This is a genomic window from Candidatus Poribacteria bacterium (genome assembly GCA_021295755.1).
Lineage (GTDB): Bacteria > Poribacteria > WGA-4E > WGA-4E > PCPOR2b > PCPOR2b.
The window spans coordinates 14338-38555 of record JAGWBT010000002.1; the positions used below are offsets into that span (position 1 = coordinate 14338).

Genomic DNA, 24218 nt, shown 5'->3' on the forward strand with positions numbered 1-24218 from the left:
AATGAGGAATTTTCTGTGATCGCCATTCTTGATGCCCACTCGGACGAAGCAGCGGCTTTCATCGAAAAACTTAATCTGCGTGGAGGATTAGAAGATCCAAACATTCTGAGGACTGTCCGTAAAACTTTGCAAGATGTCCAAAGGGAGGGCGATCGAGCTGTTATTAAATATACACGCAAGCTTGACGCTCCACGAATCACTGTCAAAGAGATGCGAGTCACAGACGCAGAGATTGATGATGCATCTGCGCAGGTCGATTCAGAATTCCACGATGCGGTCAGGCTTGCGCGGACGAACATTGAGCGATTTCATCAGAAGCAGCTACGAAATTCATGGTTGTCCACAGAAGCAGATGGCGTCGTTTTAGGACACCTCATCCGTCCGTTAAGACGTATCGGTGTATGTGTTCCGTCCGTAAGTCAGTTGTTGGTTTCTTCGCTGATAATGAATCTGGTTCCTGCGAAGGTCGCGGGTGTTGAGGAGATTGCGGTCTTCATGGGACCGATGCGAAATCGGAAAATTGACCCACACATGCTGGTCGCTGCGGCATCATGTGATGTCCGTGAGATTTACAAGTGTGGCGGTGCACAAGCAGTTGGTGCGATGGCTTACGGGACAGACACCGTTCCGAAGGTGGATAAAATCGTCGGTCCGGGTAATTTATATGTCCAACTTGCGAAGAAAGAGGTCTATGGTCCTGTCGATATTGACAAGTTGGCGGGCCCCAGTGAAGTCCTGATTATCGCTGATCACACCGCAAATCCCGCCTATGTTGCAGCAGACCTAATTTCGCAAGCAGAACACAGCGTGGAATGTTCCGCCATTCTCATTACAACATCAAGAGAAATTGCAGAGCAAGTTTGTGCTGAGATTGAACGACAGGCTCAAAAGCTGCCCCGCCAATCTGAACTGACCGGTGCTTTTGAAAACTACGGTGTAGCGTTCGTTGTTGCAGATTTAGCCGAAGCAGTAGAGATTGCCAACGAAATCGCACCTGAACATGTCGAATTAGAGGTAGAAAATCCAATCGAATGGGTTGGTTCCATCCGTAATGCGGGAGCAATTATGCTGGGACCCTACACCCCCGAATCCGTTGGCGACTACATCGCCGGTCCCAATCACATCCTGCCTACCGGTGGGGCGGCGAAATACGCATCGCCGCTGAGTGTTGATGACTTCCTAAAAAAAACAAGTATTATCTCCTATACCAAAACCGCCTTAGAAAAGGTCACGCCGGCTGTTGTCAAACTTGCTCAAATTGAGGGGCTTCAGGGACACGCGGAAGCGATGAAGATCCGATCCAATAAACATTAGAACCGGATCAACGTCAAATACGAACGATTGGAAGAGAAGAAGGGAGAGCAACCTGCCGATCCTTTTTTGCCCCTCCAATTCCCTATTTCCCATTTCATGCAAAGGAGGTTTTTCTGCATGTCACCTCTCCGGTTGGTCTGTGCGACAATCTATACCGGCATCCTTACTTTCGCCGGCACAGAATCTCATCCGTCTAATTCTAAAGTGCATGACCGCCTCATCACAACCTTTTCAATCGTTGGGCGCGATCCGGAGAATGGCGATCTTGGTGTTGCTGTTCAATCCAAGTTTTTTGCCGTTGGAGCCGTTGTGCCGTGGGCAAAGGCGGGTGTGGGGGCGGTGGCGACCCAATCGTGGACAAATACGACCTATGGAGCAAAAGGTTTGGTACTTCTGGAAAACGGACTCACGTCCCAACAAGCGTTGGACCAGCTAGTTGCCGGGGATGATGGCAAATCGCAGCGTCAGGTCGGCATTGTTGATTCAGACGGTAACGTCGCTAACTACACCGGCGATGAATGTCTTGACTGGGCGGGCGCGCGCAGCGGAGAGAATTACTCCGCACAGGGCAACCTACTGGCGGGCAAAGCGGTGGTCGATGCGATGGGTAAGACGTTCGAGGAAACAGAGGGAGAACTGGCAGAAAAACTGATGGCGGCACTGATTGCGGGGCAGGAAAAAGGTGGGGATCGGCGTGGACAGCAGGCGGCAGCGTTGCTCGTCGTACGTGAGAACGGTGGAGAGGGTGGTTTTAATGATCGGTATATCGATCTACGAGTTGATGACCATAAGCAGCCAATTAAAGAGTTGCATCGGCTGCTAAAAATTCAATTGAGTATGCGGTAAGACTAGGAAACTATAAAATTATTGGCAATCTGCGCTAAATTTTCTGATGATTTGCAAATGAAAACAGCACTACCCCCTGCAGCCTTTGCACGAATTGATGAAACCGATGATCGCCTGTTTTACACCGAACCCCGTATCGTGACCCATATTGACGACAACGCAATCGCTGTAATTAAGGAATTTTTCGATCAAACCTTACCGAGAAATACCGTCATATTAGACCTGATGAGCAGTGCCTTCTCCCACCTACCCGAAGGGTTCCCCGCTCAACGTATAGTCGGATTGGGATTGAATGCAGTAGAACTTCAAGTCAATCCTGTCCTTGACGAATATGTAATTCATGATCTCAATGCCGATCCAACCCTCCCTTTTGACGATAGGGAATTTGCAGCGGTAATCATGACTGTTTCGATGCAGTATCTGACAAAGCCAGTCAAGGTTTTTCGTGAGGTGCATCGCATTCTTCAGCCAGATGCTCCGTTCATCGTCATTTTTTCCAATCGTCTGTTCCCAACGAAAGCAGTCTACATCTGGCGTGTAACCTCTGACGGTGAGCACGCCGAATTGGTGCAGCATTACTTCCGTTTGGCGGGCGGCTATGCGGAAGTCACATTTTTGGATTGCACCCCACAGACCGATGAATACACGGATCCTGTGTATATCGTTATGGCGAATAAGTCTGAGGGATCTTAGATACGACAAACAACTGATTTTTTTATATTCGATAGTTTGACAAAACTACGGTGAAAGGAGAATTCTGAATCATGGCTGATAGCAACAACACCGAAGAAATCCAAGAATTTGAGTATAAAGCAGAGATGAAACAACTTCTGCATCTCATTGTTCATTCGCTTTATACTCATCCCGAGGTTGCCATCCGCGAATTAATTTCTAACGCTTCCGATGCGTTGCATAAAATCCGCTTCAGACAGTTGACGGATAAGAATATCCTAAATCCTGAAGTGCCTTTAAGGATTGACATCGCGGTTGATTCCGATGCACAAACATTCTCGATTACGGATACAGGCGTCGGCATGACTAGGGACGATTTGACCGAAAGAATCGGTACCGTTGCGAGTTCGGGAACGCTAGAATTTCTGGAGCAAATGAAGGAGGGAGACACACCCTTCGACGCCAACCTGATCGGTCAGTTCGGTATCGGTTTTTATTCGGTGTTTATGCTTACGGACGAAATTACAATTGAAACGCGCCACGCTGATACCGACTCAAAGGGGTTCCGATGGCAGTCAACAGGTGAGGGCAAATTCACCATCAAGGAGATTGAACGTCCGCAGAGAGGCACCCAAATCTCCTTTAAGTTGAAAGACGAATCCAAGGAATTTAGCCAGTCGTATCGTGTTGAGCAGGTCATCCAGAAATACTCTAATTTTGTCGATTTTCCTGTTTCAGTCAATGGGAAGCAGGTGAACACTGTCAGTGCCTTGTGGCATAAGAATAGGAATGAAGTGACGGAGGAGGAGCGGAATGAGTTCTATAAATTCATATCAAACGACCTCAATCCGCCGCTCGGTCACCTACACCTTTCTCTCGAAGGTCGCGTGAATTTCAAAGCGTTGATGTTTATACCGGAAACGCAACCGCTCAGATTTCTCAGGGAGGAAGACCTGAGTTCGCTGCACCTGTATTCGAGCAAGGTCTTTATTCAGGACGATTGCAAAGAACTCCTGCCTGAATACCTTCGATTTATATCAGGGGTGGTGGATACCGAAGATCTGCCCTTGAATGTATCCCGCGAGGTGACACAATCGAGTCCTATCATGGCACGTATCCGAGAAACCTTAACGGGCAGGATACTCTCTCTGCTGGAAGATTGGGCGAAAGATGACGCAGAGAAGTATGAGAAATTCTTCAGGAATTTCGGCTTGCTCTTCAAAACAGGACTGAGTTCAGATTTCGTCAACAAAGATCGACTGCTTCAGCTCTTGCGATTTGAGTCGACCAAAACCGAAAGTGGCAAGTTTACCTCGCTGAAGGATTATGTCGCTGGGATGTCGGAGGATCAGGAGGAGATCTATTACTTGTCAGGTGACAGCAGAGATGTGGTAGAACGGAATCCCAATTTGGAATATTTCAAGAAACAAGGGATTGAGGTGTTGTTCTTCATCGATCCCGTTGATCTGTTCAATATTCCCCATCTGCTTGAATATGACGAGAAACCGCTGAAAAGCATCGAAAAGGCGGATATAGATCTCAAAGCAGACGAAGAAAGCCAAGATGAAACCTTAACCGAGGATACCAACCTGATTTCTGTTTTCAAGGAGATTCTCGGCGATAAGGTGGAGGATGTGGTGGCTTCCAAAAGATTGGTTGATTCAGCAGCAACCTTGGTTGTCGGGGCAGAGGGTATGGATGCCCACATGGAGCGGATGATGAAAATGATGAATCAGGATTTCACTGGATCCAAGCGCATCTTGGAACTCAACTTTTCCCATCCGTTGATAAAGAATCTCGCACAACTCAACCAGAACCAGGGCGATGAAACCCTTATCAAGAACTGTATTTTACAGCTTTACGAGGGCGCGTTGCTAGTTGACGGAAATACCGTGGACCCACCCACGTTTGTCGCTCGGATGACGGAGATTATGGAACGAGCAACAAATTGACGCGAATTCTAATTTGGCAAATCGTACCCCAACTTATCGGGGCTATACCTATTTATGGAAGGTTTTGAAGGAGAAATTAATGAATGCAACAATTACCGTAATACCCGGAGATGGAATCGGTCAAGAAGTTACAGCTGAGGCTATTCGGGTATTGGATACGATTCAAGACAAATATGGACATCGACTTGAGTACGAATACGGACTTCTCGGCGGTTGCGCGATCGATGAAACGGGCACAGCTTTGCCGCAAGAAACGTTAGACTTGTGCCGAAGGTCTGACGCAATCCTATTCGGTGCGGCCGGAGGACCAGAGTGGGAGGATGTTCCAAGCGCAGAGCGCCCCGAACGCGCTGTCGGAACAGTGCGCAAAGAATTAGACCTTTTTGTGAACCTTCGCCCGATTCGTGGGAGAAAGGCGTTGGCACCCGTCATGCCGGTGAAGGACGAGATCATCGGTGAGGGGCTAGACTTTATCGTGATTCGTGAGTTGGCTGGTGGTTTATATTATGGTGAACCACGCGGCATCGAACCACACGCAGATGGAGAACGTGGCTGCAATACGCTTGCTTACACGACGCGCGAGATTGACCGTGTGGTGCGCGCTGGCTTTGAACTTGCACGAAAACGCACTAAAAAACTAACCTCTGTGGCGAAGGAGAACATGCTGGAAAGCTCAAAACTCTGGCGAGAAGTTGCGACAAAGGTTAGTCAGGATTATCCCGATGTCGAATTGGACCATATCCTAGTTGATGCGTGTGCCTATCACCTCATCCGAAACCCGAGCCAATTTGATGTTATGGTGACGGGAAATATTTTCGGAGATATCCTCACCGACGAAGCGGCCGTGTTGGTTGGTTCACTCGGCATGTGCCCGTCAGCGAGCTACGGATATACCAAGCAAGGCTTCTACGAGCCAATTCACGGCACCGCGCCCGATATCACCGGGCAAGGGGTTGCTAACCCGATTGGGGAGATTCTGTCCGCTGCCCTTTTGCTTCAACACTCCTTCAATCTTGATACGGAGGCTGCGGATATTGAAAACGCCGTTGACCACGCAATCGACAAAGGATTTCGCACAATCGATATTCAGCAGCCTGGGCTGAAAACGGTCGGCACTGTTGAAATGACAGACGCTATTATTGCCGAGATTCGATCCGATTCGTGAAGCGTAGTAAGATCATGAAAAAAGTTGATTATGATCAGAATCAGTACAAGAATTATCAGCAAGGACGCGCACATTCTGCGGAAACGATTCGTCTCTGGATGGATGCCCTTGCAAAGTACCTTCCCCGACCGATTGGATACAGTGATACACTATGAATTCTTTCCAACCGCCAAAGGGATTGATAACCAGAATCTTTTATGCTTGGAAGCAGTTGAGGATTTATTTTCCGCAAACGGGTTTGAGAAGGTTGCTTTGGAAACCATTCTGCAGAAAATTGACGACAGTTTGCAGGCATACTACCAGCGTATCAAAATGAGGTCGTACTCAACGTTTGAATTTATGTCAGACGAAGAATTTCAAGCGGGGTTGCTTGCAATGAAAAAAGCTGTGGATAATGAAAAAGAGCCATCGCCGGTAACTGAAGCAATTGATTTGTTAGTTTTCAAGAAATGTTAGTTGCAAGGAGATTTTTTTGGGTATGACAAAACTTCGCAGAGAATATACCGATGCCGGCTTGAATGAGCAAGACTTAGATGCAAATCCCTTTAATCAATTTGACCAATGGTTTCAGGAGGCGATCGATGCGAAAATTGATCTGCCGGACGCGATGACGCTGGCAACAGCAACGCAGGATGGTATACCTTCGGCGAGGATTGTGCTGCTCAGAGGACATGATGAGCGGGGTTTTGTTTTTTATACGGACTACGAAAGCCAAAAGGGGAAAGAACTCGCAGAGAATCCGAAGGCAGCGTTGGTTTTTTACTGGCGTGAACTGGATCGGCAGGTGCGTATCACCGGGCAGGTAAGCAAGGTTTCTCGTGAAAATTCCCAACACTATTTTCAGAGTCGGCCTATCGGCAGTCGTTTGGCTGCATTGGCTTCAAAACAAAGCGAGGTTATCCCTGACCGACGGGTACTGGAAGATCGATTCAATCAGTTAGCAGCGCAATATCAAGACGAAGAGATTCCGCTGCCGGCGGATTGGGGTGGTTATCGTTTATCTCCTGACATGATTGAATTCTGGAGCGGGCGTCCAAGCCGCCTGCATGACCGTCTTCGCTATACCCGCCAACCCAATAATGATTGGCGGATTGAACGGATTTCGCCGTGATGCTTTCTCTCGAATCAGTTTCCTCGGTTAAATGACCACGTCGGATTTTTTTGCCTTTTCCGTTGTTTGACCGGAAATCTCGTCACCAACTTGTCGAAGTTGATTAAAGTCGCGTTGGAAGCCTTCATGTAATGCCCCCACGTCGGTCTTGTGCAGGACAAATCGAACCCCTTCTTGAATCCACTTTGTTGACAACTCGACAGATTGCAGATGGATAGCGACAGGTATATTGCGCTCACCGGACGTGCGAATAACAAAGCGGAGCATCTCCTCGAAATCCGGATGATCGTACTGATCTGGGATGCCCATTGTGATACTCATGTCATTCGGTCCGACAAAAACTGCATCAATCCCACCGATTTTTAAGATCTCTTCCAAATTATCGGCGGCAGGCACGCTCTCAATCCCAATCATGACAACCGTATTGCGATTTCTTTCCTGCAAATACTCTTTCGATGCCTCGCTTGGGAATTCCCCCGTTTCCATCACGCGGTCCACGAGTGCGCCTTTTAACGGACGCCATCTCGCTGCCGCGACCACTTCCTTAACTTCTTCAACAGTTTCGCAGTATGGAACTAAGACACCGTGTGCACCGGCATCAAGCGCCATGGTTACATAGTGAGATGAGGGGATTGGGACGCGGATAATTGAGGTTGTTCCTGTTGTGTTAATTGCCGCGATGAAATCCGCTACCTCACCCCGACTATATGCTGAATGTTCATTATCAATAATTACATAATCGAAGTTGAGTTGGCCAATAGCTCTTGCCCACCGGGGATTCCGCGATAGACTCAGCATTGTGCCGTATACGATGCCACCATTTTCTAATTTATTGCGTAGATCTATGCCAGCCATTGATTTCTCCGTATTGGTGTTGCTTGGATAACAGTGAGGGTAATCTGCCAAAATCAAGTTGTATGAATTCACGAATTGATTTGTGAGTTGACAGACAGTATGTTCATTCGGATTCGCGATTTGGGTTGATTTGTTGTTGCATCTGCTGCCGAATCATGAAGTCGTCGGGGGCAACAATTCCACCTGAAATTAGCATTTTCATGGCAGTTTCAACCTTCATGTTTGTCTCATAGATGATTTCTGGATCACAGAAGAGCAAAACGCCTGTTGTCGGGTTTGGACTGGTTGGGACAAAAACAGAAGCAACTGGAACGGGATTCCCTTCTTCGTGGAACTCTCCTGTAACGAAGCCGATAACACGTATCGTCGATCCGGGAGTCTTAACCGCAACCGCTCGTGAGAATTCGCTTGAGCTTGAGGTCATCAAAGCCATTTGCACCACCTGTTTGACAGGGGCGTAGACTTCACGCACGAGCGGAATCTTTGTTAAAATTTTCTCTCCTGCCCCAAGTAGCTTTTGTCCCAAAAAATTGGAGACGATTAAACCCACTAGGTAGACGAGCAGGAGCGTCGCTAGCACTCCCATACCGATGTGATATCTTTCCTCCAAGACCTGTGACAATATCGGCGACATTACCGGCTTAAGCCAGCCATCAATTGTAGTGAAAAGGAACTTCAGTACAAAGATGGTGACACCCAACGGTATCAGCGTTAAAATTCCTGTGATTAGTGTACTTCTGAAATGTCTTCTAATACCCATTTTTGTTTGAATTGATAAAGTAAGGCTAAACGACGTCAAATTTATTTCATTGGTTGTTAATTACGCCGTAAAACTAAAGATTGAATAACGTGGCTTGCTACGCATAGGATATGCCGCAGTTAGACGAAAGAGAATCTAAGCAAAAAACAATACACACAAGGGTTCGCTGGATAAGCAATTTTACTTCCACCACCCTCGGCTGGATTAGATCTTTCTATCTAGGCTGAACAAGGCTATAGCATACAACGCAAAAGGGTAAAAAAAGATGCAAAATATCTTAATTTCCGATAGGTAGTATTCTAATAATTATGATAGCATACAACCACTGCATCGTCAATCAGGGTACACATTTCCACAACCAAGTTAACCGCTATGAGAATTTTTGTGAAATGCGTGAATCTTGTTGTTATTGAGATTTAATCGCGTTAGAATACAGTCAGTTCGACGTAAAAACTGATTCAGGAAAGGTGTAAGCGCGTGAAAATCACTAAAGTTGATACACTTCGGGCGAGCCGATTCATGTACGTCAAAGTTGAAACAGATGAAGGCATCACAGGGGTTGGTGAGCTTCATCCTGCTAGTGGTACTGGTGGCACTCCATTTTTGCCGATCGCAGGGGTTGAATATTGCGCCGAATACCTCGTTGGCAAGGACCCATTACACATCGAACGGCACTGGCAGCATACATTCCGTCGCTGTTTATTCCGTGGCGGCGCAGACGTGATGTCTGCCATCGGTGCGATTGACATCGCGTTGTGGGACATCAAGGGCAAGGTGCTCGATGCACCGGTTTATGAACTAATTGGGGGACCCACACGAGAGAAAATTCGTCTTTATACACATCTGGGCGGAAACACACCCGAAGAATTGGCAGAGCAAGCTGCCGCGCGGGTTGAAGAGGGGTTCACTGCTGTGAGGTTGTATCCGTTTGGTGATTTTGGCGTGTTTGATTTCGAGGAGGGACGCGGTCTGGAAAGCATGAGCTATACCGCGATGGTTCGTAACGCTGAACAGCGGGTCGGAGCGGTTCGAGACGCGGTGGGTCCGGATGTAGATGTCATGATTGATGTTGTCAACCGACTTACCCCAGCGGAAGCCATCGCTGTGGGACGTGCACTTGAGCCGTATAACCTATACTTTTTCGAGGATCCGATTGAACCTGAAAATATGGACGCATGGGAGTACGTTGCGGCTAGCGTTCCTATGCCGCTTGCGATGGGGGAACGGCTCTACACAATTTACCAGTTCCGGGACCTGCTGAACCACAACGGCGCTGCATTCGTCCGTCCCGACCTGTCGCTCGCCGGGGGCATCACAAATGTCAAGAAAATCGCGACCCTTGCAGAGGCGAGTTACATCGGTGTGGTGCCGCACAACCCGTTGAGTTGTGTCCTCACTGCCGCGTGTGTGCAGATTGATGCAGCTATTCACAATCTTGCTATGCAAGAGTATCCGCTGGGTGAAGATAAATCCCCCAAGGACGATCTTGTCAAAGAACCGATTAAGCGCGAAGGTGGATATTTAATTCCTCCGGACACCCCCGGAATTGGAATTGAACTCAACGAAGAGGCGTTCAAGCATTACCCTCCGGAGCCGTATGTGCGTCCACCACTCATTACGCCAGATGGGGGATTGAAGGAATATTAATTACTTGGTATTGGCAACCACATCCCACCAGTTTTTCTCGCTAGCGCCTTTTGCTCACGTTCAGCTTTGAGCGGATCGTCGGCTTCGGTTCTATCAGTTACGCCCCCAATTATATCCAATGTGATTTCTGCTGCCCAGCATCGTTGTAGCACCTCTTGAATTGTATAGGGACCTGTGCACGGTGCATCGGTGATGAGGATAAAACGCCGTCGTGCCCCCGGACGGAATTTTATCCTCGTGATCGATTTGACAATCGCCTCATAAGCCCGTTCAGCCCCACTGCATTCGAGATTTTCTAGAAGACGTTCATACCTCTGATAATCCTTTGTTGGTTGATGAAAATGCTGTGCCAGATACTTAAACGGCACCATTGCCATTGTGAAATCTAGCTGTTCTGCTTGGAAGATTTCCACCATATCAACCAAACGCCTTCCCACTGCGCGAATATTATCTTCCATACTTCCGCTAGTATCTAACAAAAAGACGATATCTACGGTTGGTGTATCTTTCCCGCTCGCGATACCGCTGGCAATTGTCTGAAGAAGCGAGCCAATCTGTGCATCGCGATCAAGCGATGGTGTCTTAGCACTGTCAGTTTGCGGTCTTTCTATTTGCGACAGATCTTGCTCAACTTCAGTGGAGGTTGATTGAGGAATTTCGGCCACGGTTTCTAGTGGTTCGGCAATTGATTCTTGTAAATGCCAATCGTCTTCGGAGGCTTCTGCAAACGGCGTATCTGATGTGGGGAGTAGGTGAGCCGTTGTACTCAGCGGTTTAGCGGTTGACTGAACCGGCGGGGTTACTTGGTTTACCTGCACTGCTAAATCCTTTGGGGACATTGTTGGTGTAGAATGCACACTGTTTGCGTAAAGTTGGTTAGGGATGTCAGCATGAAAGATTGGCTTTTTGATTTCTACGGGATGGAGACGTTGGGAATGAAATTCGACCTCAATAAGTTCTGCAATAATCGAATCTGGTGGCGGAGGTGGTCGATACCATCGCGGCAAATTGACGCTAACCATAAGGACCGCAATCAGGTGCAGCAGCAAGGAGGTAAAAAACGAGAAACGTGTGCGACGATTCGCTCTGGCTCGATTGGACATCGGTGGCCATCGGAGATTTTCGGGCGTGGGGCGAGAAGCGTGCGACGCAGAGCGTTGAAAGTCAACCAGGGCACTGCCTCTATAAAATCTAAATCGCGATATGCGACGGGTAAATATGGTTCGCCAATTCATTGGATTCCTCACTCGCCAATTTGCGCGCTGCGATTTTATCACCAAGCGTTCTGTCTGTCAAAGGAAATCCCGCTTGAGATCAAGTCAGCTAAGGGATGGAGAATAGAGATTTTTGCTTGCAGGTTCAAAGAGGGGTGTGTTACAATAATCTCAATTTTCATGTTTTCGGTAATTTAGGCTTCATAATTGGAACGGGAACCATGGAAGCAAATGTACTGGTATTAAATGCAAGCTATGAAGCAATTAACGTTTGCAACCTAAGACGTGCAATGAAGATGCTTGTCAAAGTTTCTGATCTTGAGATTCGTTCGCCGACCATGTCGATGAAGATACCGTTGGTAATTCGTCTGGTGAACTATGTCCATATCCCTCATTGCGTCGTGAAGTTTTCACGTAAGAATGTCTTGACTCGAGATCAATACACATGTCAATATTGCGATGAACATTTTCCACCGTCAACGCTAACAATTGATCATGTCAAACCTCGTTCGAGAGGTGGAACGACCGTGTGGGAAAATGTGGCGACCGCGTGTAAAAGGTGTAACGCCAAGAAGGGCGATCGCACGCCCCATGAAGCGGGTATGTTCCCCAAGCGTTCGCCCAAGGCACCCTCAATTATTTCCTATCTGCACCTGAGCCGGAATGGTCGGTCCTATGACGAATCTTGGAAAAAGTACCTATACATCAACTAAGGTTTTGTCTTGATGGAAATCAACAAAGTGGGCCGAAAACGGCAGATGCTATCTCAGCGGGGGCCAATATTGTACCTATTGAGAAAAATCGCAAAAAGTCGCCAATGCTTTTCTGTTCCTTTGGTTATGTATTCGTGTGCTCGTATGTGTATTTCTAATGCGTTGATATTGAGCCTTTCATTCCTACTGCTGGGTTGTACGCTACACGCTCCGGAAGACTATTACTATGAATTCGCCCTGATGGAAGGGTGGGGAAAAACGAACCGACAGAAAACTGGACGAGAGCTTCATGAAGTCATACGTCATCCAGAAAACAGCGAACCGCTTGTTATTGCATTTGAAGTTGGTAAACCACCTGCAGCGTTACTCGGTTTTATTCCGTATGATGTTTCAGATTTACCGGAGGTGGATCAACCATCTACTATTGCGACTCCGAAAGTGCCAATTTCATTACGGGGTGAAGTATTGCAGCAACTCTTTAATGAGAAACAGATTCGGGTTGTTCATTGGCGGCTGAGGAATGGTCGTCTGAGGGACGATCAGAACGTTGTGCTGCTTAACTTTATTCCACGCGCATTTTCCGAACGCGTGATCAAGGAAGAGTTCCTCATGATTTTTGCGCTTGTGCATGCGGCACAAACAGAGGCGGACACAATTGATGTCATACGGGTGATGGCAGAGGACGAAAACGGCACACCGCAGATGAGTTTGGAGGCTCAAGTTGTAAATTATACTGCCTATTTGCAAGGGAAAATTGACGGACAGCAGTGGGAGCAGCGACTTCGACTCCAGAGATTTTAATATGGCGCGTAAAGTTGGAATTTCAACGGGGGTATAAAAAGGGGAAAAAGTACTGGAATCGCCATCTTGTTATCTATGTTTTCAGACAATCTCTCTCCTCCACCCGTTTGGGTATTACCGTCAGTAAAAAGATTGGAAACAGTGTTAAACGGAACCGCCTTAAACGTCTGATCCGGGAATCGTTTAGGCTATCACAACAGCAAATACCTCAAGGGTATGATATTGTTGTTGTTGGTCGGTCTGCGGCGGTCGGTGTAAAATGTCAGCAAATTCAAGCGTCCTTCTTGCAACTGCTACAACAAGCCAAGGTTTGCAGATCCGAGTAGTTCCATACTTATGTAAACCTGTTCAACTCTGTAAACCTTGTCAATACCATGAAGATCTTACTCATCTACGCCATACGCTGCTATCGCAAACTGATTTCACCTCTCTTTCCGCCAACCTGCCGGTTTTATCCCACATGCTCGCAATATGCCCTTGAAGCAGTTACAAAGTATGGAGCTATAAGAGGAGGGTGGCTTGCGCTTAAACGGCTATCTAAGTGTCACCCTTATCACCCTGGTGGTTACCATCCCTTGAAGTAAAATTCTATTGTCAAAAAGATCGCCCCGAGGAGATTCGTTAAATGGAGAAACGTTATGTCTTAGCCCTTGTACTCATGGTTGCTGTCATGTTTGGTTGGAGTTGGTTTTATGGTCGAAAACTCCCCAAGCCTGAACAAACAACTGAGCAAGTGACTGAGCAATCGAGGGAAGCCTCACCCCTCTCACCAGATTCATCGTCATTTTCTAGTGAATCCACAGTTGATACAGTCCAATCAGCGCAAGTAGATTCCCCATCGCGTCCCCGACAACCGGTTAGAGAGAGTCAAACGGTTCAAGTTGAAACTGGGAAATATCATATTATATTTTCGGTTGGACGATTCGCTTATGCACATGAATGGGCACTAAAAGAATATCCAGACAGATCCGGTGTGGATCAATCATTGTTTAACCTGATTCCAGAAACAGCCCAAAACTGCTTGTCAGTCCACTTTTTTAATCAGAGCCTGACGGTTGATGCAATGGACAGCTTCTGGGCAGCGGACAAAACGGAGCTAATTCTTACAGATCAAAATCCGCAAGACACCCTTACGTTTACCAAGCAGATTGGAGAACACCTCAGGGTCCTCAAGCAATTTACATTTTATCATGATGGGTATTACGTTGACCTTGAATTAACGTTCCAAAATTTATCGAATCAACCGTTAATTTCTCTTGATTCGATGAGCGATAACCGTAACGGATATAAACTTCGTTGGGGTCCTGGGATTAATGCGGATCTTCTTGCACATGAACGCAAAGATGGCAAACGTGGGAGACACCATTCCAAAAACGAGGGTGCCAGAGCCTTGAGCAGTGGGGCTAGCAAACCTGTTAAAGAACTTGATGATTCTCAAAATATGGATTCGGTCTTGTGGGCAGGCATGAATAATAAGTATTTTGCTGTGCTCATGATTCCAGATGGAGTGATTAACGCGACATACGAACTGGAAACTCTCTCAGACAACGGAGCAACGGCGCCGGCAGTTATTACCGCCCCATCTGAAGCTGCAAGCCTCATTGTTCCTGGGTTTTCATTAGATTCCAACAACAGCCGGGCAGATCAATTCCGCATTTATGTTGGTCCAAAGGAGTACAAAGTTCTCAAGGCAATCGTGCCACCGGGCACTCAGGAGGAAGACCTCCAACTCGCCGATATTATCGACTTCGGTTTCTTTTGGTATATTGCTTGGGTAATGCTTTGGCTTCTGAATTTCTTCTATGGTATCATCAAAAACTATGGAGTTGCCATTATTCTCCTGACCTTGTTAGTAAAAGTGGTTTCATACCCGCTGACCCGTAAGGGTTACAAGTCGATGCAGGCGATGCAGAAACTCCAACCCTTGCTTACGGAGATCCGTGAAAAGCATCGAGATGATCCGCAGAAACTCAATAAGGCGACGATGCAATTATACAAAGAACACGGCGTGAATCCATTCGGTGGTTGTATCCCTTGGATTCCACAGATTCCGGTCTTCATTGCACTATTTGCACTTCTCGGTAACGCAGTTGAATTACGAGGGGCACCTTTCTGTTTATGGATAGATGATCTTGCTGCCCCTGATGTCCTATTTACGCTTCCCTTTACGATTCCATTCATTGGAAATGCATTTCGATTTCTACCGATTGTCAACGGTTTTACTACTTGGTTACAACAGAAAACGTCAGGCGGTATGGCACCTACGACCGATAATGTACAAGCAAAGATTATGCAATTTATGCCTTTGATTTTTGTTTTTATCCTGTATAATTTTGCGTCGGGGTTGGCGCTCTATTGGCTATGTAACAATATTTTTACCATCGGTCAACAATACTTACCCAAATTATGGCAGTCCGATGAAGCAGAGGAAGTCACCTCTGTTAATACCTCATCCAGAAAAAAACAACCTCAATCCAAGAAACGACAGTTCCCAAACGCGAACCGTAAAACATGAGATGCGGAACGCGCATCATCGATTCCAATAACACCATTCAAATAACTATAGATATTATGCGGTTATTCGGGAGGACACTGAATCGTGCACCAATATATTGAAGTTGAAGAAGATACGACAGAAGAAGCGTTGGAGGTTGCCCTTAAAGAGCTTGGTGTTAATCGTGAACAGGTTAGTGTGAAGGTTATACATGAACCCACAAAAGGCATCCTTGGCTTAGGGGCAAAACTTGCTAAAATCCGTGTAACGTTAAAAGAGGATATTTCTTCGACGCCAGAGGTGGTGCTTCATGAAATTCTAAGTCATATGGGGCTTGAGGCGGAGATTGAATCTCAAATCATCAATGGAAGTGTACATCTTACGGTGAGTTCTGATAACCCCGGCATACTAATCGGCAAACATGGTCAGACGCTAAACGCTGTCGAATATTTGTTGAATTGTATATTAAATAGATCATCTCTTGTGAAGAAAAAAGTCTTCGTTGATGCGGAGGGATACCGTGAACGCCGTGAGCAGATGCTGATAGATCTGGCTTATCGTGCTGCTGCAAAGGTCAAGCAGACCCATCAAGAAATCGTCCTAGACCCGATGCCGCCTCGTGACCGCCGAATTATTCACGTCACCTTACAATCAGATGAGGATATTCGCACGTACAGCCGGGGTGAGGGGATGATGCGGCGCGTTGCTGTCACCACACGCGAAAGGTATGAGTCAAACTCAAAGCAGTATGATTGAATGGGATACAATTGCAGCCATTGCGACACCGCGGGGCGAAGGTGGTGTCGGTATTGTCCGAGTGAGTGGTAGTCTTGCTATTCCCATTGCCTGCCAGATTTTTCGTTCGTCTCGTCGCGTTTCCGCGGCTGAGTTGCCGAGCCACACACTGAACTACGGGCATGTTGTCCAACCATTATCAGGAGAAGTTATTGATGAAGTAGTGCTCGGTATCATGCGGGCTCCAAAATCGTATACGGCAGAGGATGTAGTTGAATTTAACTGCCATGGCGGTATTGTCCCCCTCAGAGGTGTGCTTGAGCTAACGGTGAAAGCCGGAGCGCGTCTCGCGGCACCGGGTGAATTTACCAAACGCGCTTTTCTCAATGGTCGGCTAGATCTAGCGCAGGCAGAAGCGGTCATAGATCTCATTCGCTCAAAGACTGACCTCACCCGTCGAATTGCGATAGATCAGTTGTCCGGCAAGTTGTCTCAAACGATTAACGCACTCAACGATCGGCTTGCGAATCTGCTTGCAGAAGTCGAAGCATCTATCGATTTTCCTGAAGAAGAGCTCGATTTCATGGGTTTAACGGTAATGAGGCAGACTGCTCAAGACATCCTCGATGACTTAGACCGGTTAATTGCGACCGCATCGGAGGGCAAACTCCTGCGGGAAGGTGTGAACATCGCAATACTCGGACGACCGAACGTTGGAAAATCGAGTTTACTAAATGCTTTGTTACAGGAAGATCGAGCGATAGTTACAGAAATACCGGGGACGACACGCGATACAATTGAAGCGCCACTGAATCTTGGTGGGATTCCACTCAATTTAATAGACACCGCTGGGATACATCAAACCACAGATGTTGTTGAGCAGCAAGGGGTAATGCGGAGCAAAGCCTATCTTGACCGAGCCGACTTGCTTTTGATCATGTTTGATTCGTCTCGGGCCTTAACTGAGGAAGATCGAGAGTTACTCCGTGCGGCGAAAGTCCGTAAATCAATCCTGATTCTAAACAAAATCGATCTACCTATCGTTACAACTCCCGTAGACCTACACGCCGATGCGGCTCAGAAGCCGGTGGTCCAGATCTCTCTTCTCAATGGCAAAGGGGTTGAAGAGTTGAAATCGGCAGTTCATCAAGAACTCCTTGAAGGAGATGCGGTATGGGGTGATTCTCCGATTGTTACCAATGTCCGTCACCATGATGCGCTGCGTCGCGGAAGACTTGCGCTTGGACACGCAATAGAGAGCGTTGCCCAACATATGCCTCCAGACCTTGTAGCGGTCGATCTGCACAGCAGTTTAGATTGTCTCGGTGAAATTGTTGGCAAAACAACGACGGAAGATATTCTGGGTAGAATTTTTTCCCAATTCTGTGTTGGAAAGTAAAATGAAGCGGTAGAAAATCAACATATTAAGAATAGTGAAGGAGGGATATGAAATGTTGACACAGCAACAGCAGTGGTGTCCTCGCTGCAAACGCTATGTTGAGACGGAACAGAAGCAGAATAAATTGGGTAGGCGCGGCAATCTAGTGCAACTTGTCACAACCTGCCAAAAGTGTCGAATAACACTGACTAGCAAAACAGTTAGTGCTGCAACTCTTGAACAGACGCAAATAGAATCTGCTGCTAGCCAGTCGACCTCTGAAGAATAATTAGCAACTAATTTGCAATGCAAGTCACACTTTTTGGGTCTCCATTCGTTTAAGATAGTAATAGACTTTACTTGGATTTTTTATTTTTATCCCTAAATTCCTTACAAAGGAGAAAAACGATGTTAAGTTTTGTTTGGAAACACAGACAGTCTATCGTGCTTGTCACTCTGCTATTGGTTGTTTGTGCAAGTCCGATGGCACTGGCAAAGGAGAAGATTCAGTGGGTGGAATCAGTCGAGAAAGGATTTGCAGAAGCCAAAAAAACGGGCAAACCAATCATGATGGATTTCTACACCGAATGGTGAGGCTTTTGTAAGCGGCTGGATGCCGAAACATTTACGGATGAAAAAGTTGTTGCTCTATCGAAAAACTTTGTCAACCTCAAGGTCAATCCTGAAGATACAGACCATCCCGAAAACGAGGAGGTCCGTATCAAATACGGTGTCAGTGGATATCCAACGGTTGCATTTGTCAATTCCGAGGGAGAATTAATTGGTCTCAATCCTGGCTATAGCCCTCCAGAGGAATTTTTCGGAGTGATGGAAGGCATCTTCAAAGAGGAGGAGGCATTTAAGGCGTTGAAGGTGGCGGTTCAGAAGAATCCGGGTGACGTAAAGGCTAACGCTGGACTCGCGCTAATTTACATCAAGCGCGGCGAATTTGAGCTGGGAAAACCGCTATTTGATAAGGTTACAAAACAGGATCCAAGAAATGCAACGGGGCTTTTACCGGAGTTGTATGTGAATTTTGGGCTCCATTATGGGAATAGCGCTGCTGGCGACAATGCGCAGGACTATTTCCAGAAGGCGGAAGCGTTTTTCCAGAAGGTCATTGACACCTATCCCGACAGCAAGTTTTACGAGGATGCACAATATTACTTGGGGATTACCTACGCAATTCAAGAAAAATCCGAATTGGCAATTGCAACGCTTGAGAAGTTGACTGATGCTAAAAATGAAGAAATTCGTGAACAGACGGCAATACTTCTAAAGCGTCTCAAATAGAATGTCTCAAAAGTTCGATGGAGTAGTCTGTTGCCAACTTGAATATATTCACGAAACAAGCCCATTACCAATGAATTGGTGTGGGCTTGTTTTGTTCTCGCTGGGTAATGATACGCTCGCGATTGTATTGTAGACGTTAGTACAATCGCCGCTTGTCAACCCAACCTGCTTCGTGCTATAATACCGCCCAATCCGATGTTTTGATAGCAGAGATTTAACAGGCTACCGCAACTCCCTATTTTCAGGTACAGTCAACAATGAACACTTCTACCAAGCTCTGGGGCGGTCGATTTCGCTCCGATCTGTCAACTGAAACCGAAGACTTCACACAATCCATTGAGGTTGATTCCCGCTTGATCGCACATGACATCTGGGGAAGTCAAGTCCACGCGATCATGTTGGCGCGGCAGGGTATCATCTCCGATGAGGATCTTCGGCAGATCTTGCACTGGCTGGGCAAAGCGGAATCGGATTTTCGTGATGGGAAGTTTGTCCTCAAACCCGAAAAGGAAGATGTCCACATGAATGTGGAGTCCTACCTTATCGAAGGTGCCGGAAGTGAGTATGGTGGAAAGCTGCACACTGCGCGGTCTCGAAACGATCAGGTGCTCGTCGATGCGCATCTCTACATCCGCGAACAGCTTCTCGACACACAGAAGGGCGTATCGCGCTTGTGCCGTGCGTTTCTCTCTATCGCGCAGGAGCACACCGAAACAGTAATGCCGGGCTACACGCACACACAACACGCACAGCCAATCAGCCTTGGGTTTTGGGCGACAGCCTACGTCAGCATGTTCCTCCGTGATCAGAAGCGATTGAACGCTGCTTACGAACTTGCCAATCTCAATCCACTCGGTGCTTGTGCGCTTGCGGGGACCTCTTTCCCAATCGATCGAAAATTGACGACCGAGTTACTCGGTTTTGATAGGACGCATGAACATGCGTTGGATGTAATTAGCTCCCGCGATTTTATCGCTGAACCGCTTTTTGCGCTGACGCTGCTGATGACCACCCTCTCAAGGCTCGGTGAGGAGATTGTTTACTGGACAACTTATGAATTTAACATCGCAACGCTTGATGATGCGTATGCGACGGGCAGCTCGATCATGCCCCAGAAAAAGAACGCGGACATCGCGGAATTGACACGTGGACGGACGGGGAAGGTTTATGCAGCGCTTATGGATCTCTTGACGAATCTCAAAGGGCTGCCTACAGGATATAACCGCGATCTTCAAGAGGACAAACCGCCACTGTGGGGTGCGTTTGATGTGGTTCAATCCTGTTTGGGGATTCTGCCCGGTCTTCTCAAAACACTTAACTTTAACGCGGACCGGTTGGAACTGCTCGCCAATGCGAACTTTGCAACGGCAACAGAATTAGCCAATTTCCTCGTTAGTGAACGGGGATTGCCATTCCGCAAATGTCATGAGATAGTTGGGAACATTGTAGGAGGCTTGGCGAAGCAGAGGAAAACCTTTGGAGCTTGGAAGGAAACGCAAGAACTGTTGCATGCCGAAGGTATTGACCTAGCTATCCCACAACTCCAACGCATTCTTAATCCGAAACTTTCTCTCCACAATAACCAGAGCCGTGGTGGTACATCGCCTACGGAGGTGAAACGAATGGCGGGTGAGTTTGAGGCAAAGCTAGACGAAATCGACAACCAGATCCATTCGCGGCAGGAGCAGATTAATGCCGCTTACCAGAAAACGCTTCGGATAACCGAACAGGTACTAAACGGTAAAACGATTGCAGAGATTCGTTTTTAGTTAAGGAAGGGAAAAATGAGGATTGGTATCGCGAGTCTCTGGCACGAGACTAACACCTTTGCTGTAGAGCAGAACGATAGTATGGACACTGTTCATATCCAACGCGGAGAGTCGCTTAGGCGCGCACAACCTATGAATTTTATCGGTGGCTTTGTGGAAGGTGCCAAGCGACGCGATGTAGAATTGGTTCCGACCGTCGGAATTGGCTTTGCGCACGGCGGCATTATCCATGCCGAAGTTTACGAACGGTGTCGTGATATGATTGTGACAGGCCTGCAGGAGGCGCAACCGTTAGATGGCGTCTACTTTGCACTTCATGGAGCGATGGTCGCCGAGACGCCCTATACCGATGCCGAAGGCGAATTGGTGCAGGAAGCGCGCCGGGTCCTAGGGAATATCCCTATGGTCGGCACTTACGACTTTCACACTATCATGAGCGATCAAGAGGCTGAAGCACTAGTTCCGTTTCCCAATAACACCAATCCCCATATCGATGGTTACGAGCGGGGAGTGGAGGCGGCAGAATGTCTCCTACAAATGTTAGACGGAAAAATCAATCCGGTTACCCATCGGGTGTTTGTGCCGATCATCGGTCCCAATATCGGTCAGAGCACTTGGTCACACCTGCCGCAAGAGGAACAGGGACTGCTGCTCTATCAGTTGAACGAAAAGCGCGCGGAGATGGAGAAGACTCCCAAGGTTATCAATATCACCATTCTCGGCGGCTATGGGTATGGTGATTCCCCGGATGCCGGTATGTCAATCATAGCGACGACTGACGGCGAACCTGAACTCGCCAAGCGGTTGGCTCAAGAGTTGGCAGAGGATCTGTGGGAGCAACGCAAGCAACTGAAAACGGTGCGACCGGTACAGTCCATTGACGAAGGGGTGAAAATGGCGATGGTTGACTCGCAAAAACCGATTCTCTTGGTTGATCTAGGTGACGACCCCGGCAGCGCCTGTCCTGCCGATAGTCCGGCGGTGCTCGAAAGTCTCCTCCGCTGTGGAGCACAGGATTGCGCGCTCACTATCCGTGATGCGGAGGTGGTGCGCTCAGGTATAGCAGCCGGAGTGGGCGCAGAACTCAACATCAGGGTGGGAGGCAAGATAGATCAACGCTTCTACCAACCGCTGGAAATAACGGCTCAGGTCAAATCCATTGACGATGGCAGATACATGATCTGCGGTCCCACCCATGGTGGTTGGGGGCGTGAAGTCAACGAGGAAACATTTCGTGAAGCGAATGTCGGTAAGCGGGTTGTGCTGCGCACCGGGAATAAAATCGACGTTATCTTTTCTCAACGGGGGACCGGCAAAGACCGAGATTTTTTTAAGAGTGCCGGTATCCTATTGGAAGAGAAACAGATCCTTGTTGTCAAATCCAATCAAGCACATCGTGCCTCCTTTGATCCGGTCGTCGCTGGTACGATTGAACTAAACACCCCGGGTGTCAGTACCGTGAACTACGCCAGTCTTCCTTATCGTTATCTGCGCCGTCCGATCTGGCCTATTGATGAGAAGATGCACTGGACATCGTCTGCATAGTATCTACGGAGAATTTGCTAACATTTAATAGTTCTATTTGCTGTGTTAAGAAAATATTCTAGAATTTATGTTTTGTAATGTTAATTTTCAGTTTCGATACTGATGGTAACAGGATAGTTGCCGTATGGAATGAGAAACTTTCTAGTCAGAACAACAGGAGATTGCTGATGGAACAGCAACTACGAGATAAATATCAACTCACCCTTGATCAGCGGCACTTCTTTGGCACACAAGGCTATCTCAAAGTCGAAGGATTGTTGAGTGCAGAAGATCTTCGCGAGCTTGATCGCCATTCGATGGATATGGCGCTGGGGAAGGTTGACTTCAGCCAACTGGAAGGGGTTACACCGAGAAGTGAGGGTAACACCCCCGCGGAGATGGAGGACAAGTTTTTCCGCTTCATCCAATTCCACCGTCATCTGGAGATCCATGAGCGGTTTCTGTTACACCTCCGCATCCTCGATGTGTTGGAAACCTTGATTGGGCCCGATGTAATGGCAATGCAGTCAATGCTTTTCCTTAAGCCACCGAAGAAATCCGGTCAGGCTTATCATCAGGATTCCTTTTACATCAAAACTGCCCCGGACACGCTGTGCGGAGCTTGGATAGCCATTGATGATTGTGATGAGGAAAACGGCTGCATGTATGTTGTTCCCGGCTCCCACTTGCACCCAATCTATGAAGAGGTAGCACTACCGGACAATACCGAGGATTTTCAGGAAAGGTTGACCGAAATTGTAGGTGTGAAAGAAAATAGCGAGGTAGCGGCAACTGCTAATGCTGGAGATGTTATCTTTTTCCACGGTCACCTCATCCACAGATCTAAGCAGAACCGGTCAAACAACCGATTTCGGCGATCGTACGTCTGCCACTATGCCAACGCCCGATCTTATACCGAATGGGGCGAAGGCAATCACAATCATATTCTTGCGCGTGGGACGACACATATGCCGTTTGCGACGTCTCGATTTGTTACGCATGACCCGCTTGGTTAGAGTTCCAATTCAGTTTTTAGGTATATCAGTTAAGTTGTGTCGAAACTTGGAAAGGAGTTCACATGAAAAATCAAGATTTCAAACTGACGGATCAGCAAATCAATTTTTTTCAGACCTTTGGTTATCTAAGTTTTCCCGGACTTCTAGCAGACCGTAGCGAGGAAATCGTTGATGCGTTTGAGGCGGTTTGGGGGGAACGTGGAGGCGGTCATAACGGAAAACCTCACGAGGGGACAGCACGCTCCTGTATTGTTCCGTTCATTGATCAGAGCGAATACTTATCTTCTCTGTTGGACGACCCCCGTATATTGGGGATAACGACCACTCTTCTCGGCGACGATTTCAACTATATGGGTAGCGATGGAAACTACTACGTCGGCGATACACGCTGGCATTCCGATGGGGGACACAAACCGGAGGATCCTACCCACCTCAAAATTGCATTTTACCTTGACCATTTAAACCGCGACACCGGTGCGCTGCGAGTTATTCCAGGCAGCCATCTCTTTGGGGATGGTTACGCAGATCGGCTTCAGGAAGAGATTCGGGAGAGTGAGACAGACTGGGGTGTTCATGGCAGGGACGTACCAGCAATCGCATTCGAGACACAGCCGGGGGATGTGGTTTGTTTCAATCACAATACCAAGCATGCTGCGTTTGGCGGTGGTACACGCCGACGGATGTTTACCATGAATCTCTGTGAACGTTACCCTGAAGACCGTTTGGAGGATCTACGCACCTACATTGGTAACTCAGCGCGGTTCTGGATTGACCGCAAATATGGTCCGAAGATGGTAGGTACTGCGGGACCAGAACGGTTGGTGCACCTAGAACAGGTGATGGCTAACGATGGGCATCTCGCTGAACTTTCTCGTAAAGCGCAGGAAACAATGAGCGAACCTTCGCGTGGGTAATTTTTTCTATTGTAGCTTGTTTATTCTCTCATTTCACACAACTAC

General features: G+C 47.6%; 26 protein-coding genes. 23 read left to right on the forward strand and 3 right to left on the reverse strand.

Annotated elements, in window-relative coordinates; all coding sequences use genetic code 11:
* Positions 1-15: 15 nt before the first annotated feature.
* From hisD to pdxH, 8 genes are all read left to right on the forward strand, one after another.
* Complete coding sequence (gene hisD / locus J4G02_00440; protein ID MCE2393063.1) at positions 16-1314, forward strand: histidinol dehydrogenase; 1299 nt, start codon at positions 16-18, stop codon at positions 1312-1314.
* Positions 1315-1431: 117 nt separating this feature from the next.
* Positions 1432-2160: a DUF1028 domain-containing protein gene (locus J4G02_00445; protein ID MCE2393064.1), complete on the forward strand. Its 729-nt coding sequence runs from the start codon at positions 1432-1434 to the stop codon at positions 2158-2160.
* 57 nt (positions 2161-2217) lie between these two features.
* Positions 2218-2853, forward strand: a complete 636-nt coding sequence (locus J4G02_00450) for a class I SAM-dependent methyltransferase (protein ID MCE2393065.1) — start codon at positions 2218-2220, stop codon at positions 2851-2853.
* Between the two features lie 71 nt (positions 2854-2924).
* Positions 2925-4784 (forward strand): molecular chaperone HtpG, encoded by a 1860-nt coding sequence (htpG, locus tag J4G02_00455; protein ID MCE2393066.1) that lies wholly within the window; start codon positions 2925-2927, stop codon positions 4782-4784.
* 79 nt (positions 4785-4863) lie between these two features.
* A complete protein-coding gene (gene leuB / locus J4G02_00460) occupies positions 4864-5949 on the forward strand; it encodes a 3-isopropylmalate dehydrogenase (GenBank protein MCE2393067.1) in 1086 nt (361 codons plus the stop codon).
* 14 nt (positions 5950-5963) lie between these two features.
* Positions 5964-6104 carry a hypothetical protein gene (locus tag J4G02_00465; protein MCE2393068.1) on the forward strand — a complete coding sequence of 47 codons (141 nt, stop codon included), beginning with the start codon at positions 5964-5966 and terminating at the stop codon, positions 6102-6104.
* Positions 6091-6405, forward strand: coding sequence for a hypothetical protein (locus J4G02_00470; GenBank protein MCE2393069.1), 315 nt, complete (start codon positions 6091-6093; stop codon positions 6403-6405). The genes J4G02_00465 and J4G02_00470 overlap by 14 nt, the downstream gene beginning before the upstream one ends.
* A gap of 22 nt (positions 6406-6427) precedes the next feature.
* Positions 6428-7060 carry a pyridoxamine 5'-phosphate oxidase gene (gene pdxH / locus J4G02_00475; protein ID MCE2393070.1) on the forward strand — a complete coding sequence of 211 codons (633 nt, stop codon included), beginning with the start codon at positions 6428-6430 and terminating at the stop codon, positions 7058-7060.
* A gap of 27 nt (positions 7061-7087) precedes the next feature.
* Here the strand turns inward: pdxH and J4G02_00480 are convergent, their stop codons facing one another.
* Entirely contained in the window at positions 7088-7915 is an 828-nt protein-coding gene (locus J4G02_00480) for a hypothetical protein (protein ID MCE2393071.1), read from the reverse strand.
* A 103-nt stretch (positions 7916-8018) separates the two neighbouring features.
* Complete coding sequence (locus J4G02_00485; GenBank protein MCE2393072.1) at positions 8019-8675, reverse strand: DUF502 domain-containing protein; 657 nt, start codon at positions 8673-8675, stop codon at positions 8019-8021.
* Between the two features lie 477 nt (positions 8676-9152).
* On the opposite strand from J4G02_00485, the gene dgoD reads away from it, so the two are divergent.
* Positions 9153-10322 (forward strand): galactonate dehydratase, encoded by a 1170-nt coding sequence (gene dgoD / locus J4G02_00490; GenBank protein ID MCE2393073.1) that lies wholly within the window; start codon positions 9153-9155, stop codon positions 10320-10322.
* Here the strand turns inward: dgoD and J4G02_00495 are convergent.
* Positions 10319-11425 (reverse strand): VWA domain-containing protein, encoded by a 1107-nt coding sequence (locus tag J4G02_00495; GenBank protein ID MCE2393074.1) that lies wholly within the window; start codon positions 11423-11425, stop codon positions 10319-10321. The two genes, dgoD and J4G02_00495, sit on opposite strands and share 4 nt — an antisense overlap.
* Before the next feature lie 332 nt (positions 11426-11757).
* Between J4G02_00495 and J4G02_00500 the strand changes: the two genes are divergently transcribed.
* The 14 genes from J4G02_00500 to J4G02_00565 all read left to right on the forward strand — a co-directional run bounded on the left by J4G02_00500 (position 11758) and on the right by J4G02_00565 (position 24173).
* Entirely contained in the window at positions 11758-12249 is a 492-nt protein-coding gene (locus J4G02_00500; GenBank protein ID MCE2393075.1) for an HNH endonuclease, read from the forward strand.
* 144 nt (positions 12250-12393) lie between these two features.
* Complete coding sequence (locus J4G02_00505) at positions 12394-13050, forward strand: hypothetical protein (protein ID MCE2393076.1); 657 nt, start codon at positions 12394-12396, stop codon at positions 13048-13050.
* On the forward strand, positions 13044-13376 hold the full coding sequence (rnpA, locus tag J4G02_00510) for a ribonuclease P protein component (protein MCE2393077.1): 333 nt from the start codon (positions 13044-13046) through the stop codon (positions 13374-13376). Before J4G02_00505 ends, rnpA begins: the two co-directional genes overlap by 7 nt.
* 48 nt (positions 13377-13424) lie before the next feature.
* On the forward strand, positions 13425-13634 hold the full coding sequence (gene yidD / locus J4G02_00515) for a membrane protein insertion efficiency factor YidD (protein ID MCE2393078.1): 210 nt from the start codon (positions 13425-13427) through the stop codon (positions 13632-13634).
* A gap of 41 nt (positions 13635-13675) precedes the next feature.
* On the forward strand, positions 13676-15565 hold the full coding sequence (gene yidC / locus J4G02_00520) for a membrane protein insertase YidC (protein MCE2393079.1): 1890 nt from the start codon (positions 13676-13678) through the stop codon (positions 15563-15565).
* 84 nt (positions 15566-15649) lie between these two features.
* Positions 15650-16300, forward strand: a complete 651-nt coding sequence (locus J4G02_00525) for a protein jag (GenBank protein MCE2393080.1) — start codon at positions 15650-15652, stop codon at positions 16298-16300.
* A complete protein-coding gene (gene mnmE, locus J4G02_00530; GenBank protein MCE2393081.1) occupies positions 16293-17678 on the forward strand; it encodes a tRNA uridine-5-carboxymethylaminomethyl(34) synthesis GTPase MnmE in 1386 nt (461 codons plus the stop codon). The genes J4G02_00525 and mnmE overlap by 8 nt, the downstream gene beginning before the upstream one ends.
* 52 nt (positions 17679-17730) lie before the next feature.
* Complete coding sequence (locus J4G02_00535; GenBank protein MCE2393082.1) at positions 17731-17946, forward strand: hypothetical protein; 216 nt, start codon at positions 17731-17733, stop codon at positions 17944-17946.
* Between the two features lie 119 nt (positions 17947-18065).
* A complete protein-coding gene (locus tag J4G02_00540; GenBank protein MCE2393083.1) occupies positions 18066-18251 on the forward strand; it encodes a hypothetical protein in 186 nt (61 codons plus the stop codon).
* 231 nt (positions 18252-18482) lie between these two features.
* Positions 18483-18950: a tetratricopeptide repeat protein gene (locus J4G02_00545; protein MCE2393084.1), complete on the forward strand. Its 468-nt coding sequence runs from the start codon at positions 18483-18485 to the stop codon at positions 18948-18950.
* 257 nt (positions 18951-19207) lie between these two features.
* Entirely contained in the window at positions 19208-20719 is a 1512-nt protein-coding gene (gene argH, locus J4G02_00550) for an argininosuccinate lyase (protein MCE2393085.1), read from the forward strand.
* A 15-nt stretch (positions 20720-20734) separates the two neighbouring features.
* Entirely contained in the window at positions 20735-22264 is a 1530-nt protein-coding gene (locus J4G02_00555) for a M81 family metallopeptidase (GenBank protein MCE2393086.1), read from the forward strand.
* 167 nt (positions 22265-22431) lie between these two features.
* A complete protein-coding gene (locus tag J4G02_00560; GenBank protein ID MCE2393087.1) occupies positions 22432-23259 on the forward strand; it encodes a phytanoyl-CoA dioxygenase family protein in 828 nt (275 codons plus the stop codon).
* A 62-nt stretch (positions 23260-23321) separates the two neighbouring features.
* Positions 23322-24173 carry a phytanoyl-CoA dioxygenase family protein gene (locus J4G02_00565; protein MCE2393088.1) on the forward strand — a complete coding sequence of 284 codons (852 nt, stop codon included), beginning with the start codon at positions 23322-23324 and terminating at the stop codon, positions 24171-24173.
* The last annotated feature ends 45 nt before the right edge of the window (positions 24174-24218 follow it).

What these genes read in the sequence shown, in the direction of transcription:
- J4G02_00445 (MCE2393064.1), top strand. Translation starts at nt 1,432, where the DNA reads ATGTCACCTCTCCGGTTGGTCTGTGCGACAATCTATACCGGCATCCTT.
- J4G02_00450 (MCE2393065.1), top strand. Translation starts at nt 2,218, where the DNA reads ATGAAAACAGCACTACCCCCTGCAGCCTTTGCACGAATTGATGAAACC.
- htpG (MCE2393066.1), top strand. Translation starts at nt 2,925, where the DNA reads ATGGCTGATAGCAACAACACCGAAGAAATCCAAGAATTTGAGTATAAA.
- leuB (MCE2393067.1), top strand. Translation starts at nt 4,864, where the DNA reads ATGAATGCAACAATTACCGTAATACCCGGAGATGGAATCGGTCAAGAA.
- J4G02_00465 (MCE2393068.1), top strand. Translation starts at nt 5,964, where the DNA reads ATGAAAAAAGTTGATTATGATCAGAATCAGTACAAGAATTATCAGCAA.
- pdxH (MCE2393070.1), top strand. Translation starts at nt 6,428, where the DNA reads ATGACAAAACTTCGCAGAGAATATACCGATGCCGGCTTGAATGAGCAA.
- J4G02_00480 (MCE2393071.1), bottom strand. Translation starts at nt 7,915, where the DNA reads ATGGCTGGCATAGATCTACGCAATAAATTAGAAAATGGTGGCATCGTA.
- J4G02_00485 (MCE2393072.1), bottom strand. Translation starts at nt 8,675, where the DNA reads ATGGGTATTAGAAGACATTTCAGAAGTACACTAATCACAGGAATTTTA.
- J4G02_00495 (MCE2393074.1), bottom strand. Translation starts at nt 11,425, where the DNA reads ATGTCCAATCGAGCCAGAGCGAATCGTCGCACACGTTTCTCGTTTTTT.
- J4G02_00500 (MCE2393075.1), top strand. Translation starts at nt 11,758, where the DNA reads ATGGAAGCAAATGTACTGGTATTAAATGCAAGCTATGAAGCAATTAAC.
- J4G02_00505 (MCE2393076.1), top strand. Translation starts at nt 12,394, where the DNA reads ATGTGTATTTCTAATGCGTTGATATTGAGCCTTTCATTCCTACTGCTG.
- yidD (MCE2393078.1), top strand. Translation starts at nt 13,425, where the DNA reads ATGAAGATCTTACTCATCTACGCCATACGCTGCTATCGCAAACTGATT.
- yidC (MCE2393079.1), top strand. Translation starts at nt 13,676, where the DNA reads ATGGAGAAACGTTATGTCTTAGCCCTTGTACTCATGGTTGCTGTCATG.
- mnmE (MCE2393081.1), top strand. Translation starts at nt 16,293, where the DNA reads ATGATTGAATGGGATACAATTGCAGCCATTGCGACACCGCGGGGCGAA.
- J4G02_00535 (MCE2393082.1), top strand. Translation starts at nt 17,731, where the DNA reads ATGTTGACACAGCAACAGCAGTGGTGTCCTCGCTGCAAACGCTATGTT.
- J4G02_00540 (MCE2393083.1), top strand. Translation starts at nt 18,066, where the DNA reads ATGTTAAGTTTTGTTTGGAAACACAGACAGTCTATCGTGCTTGTCACT.
- argH (MCE2393085.1), top strand. Translation starts at nt 19,208, where the DNA reads ATGAACACTTCTACCAAGCTCTGGGGCGGTCGATTTCGCTCCGATCTG.
- J4G02_00555 (MCE2393086.1), top strand. Translation starts at nt 20,735, where the DNA reads ATGAGGATTGGTATCGCGAGTCTCTGGCACGAGACTAACACCTTTGCT.
- J4G02_00560 (MCE2393087.1), top strand. Translation starts at nt 22,432, where the DNA reads ATGGAACAGCAACTACGAGATAAATATCAACTCACCCTTGATCAGCGG.
- J4G02_00565 (MCE2393088.1), top strand. Translation starts at nt 23,322, where the DNA reads ATGAAAAATCAAGATTTCAAACTGACGGATCAGCAAATCAATTTTTTT.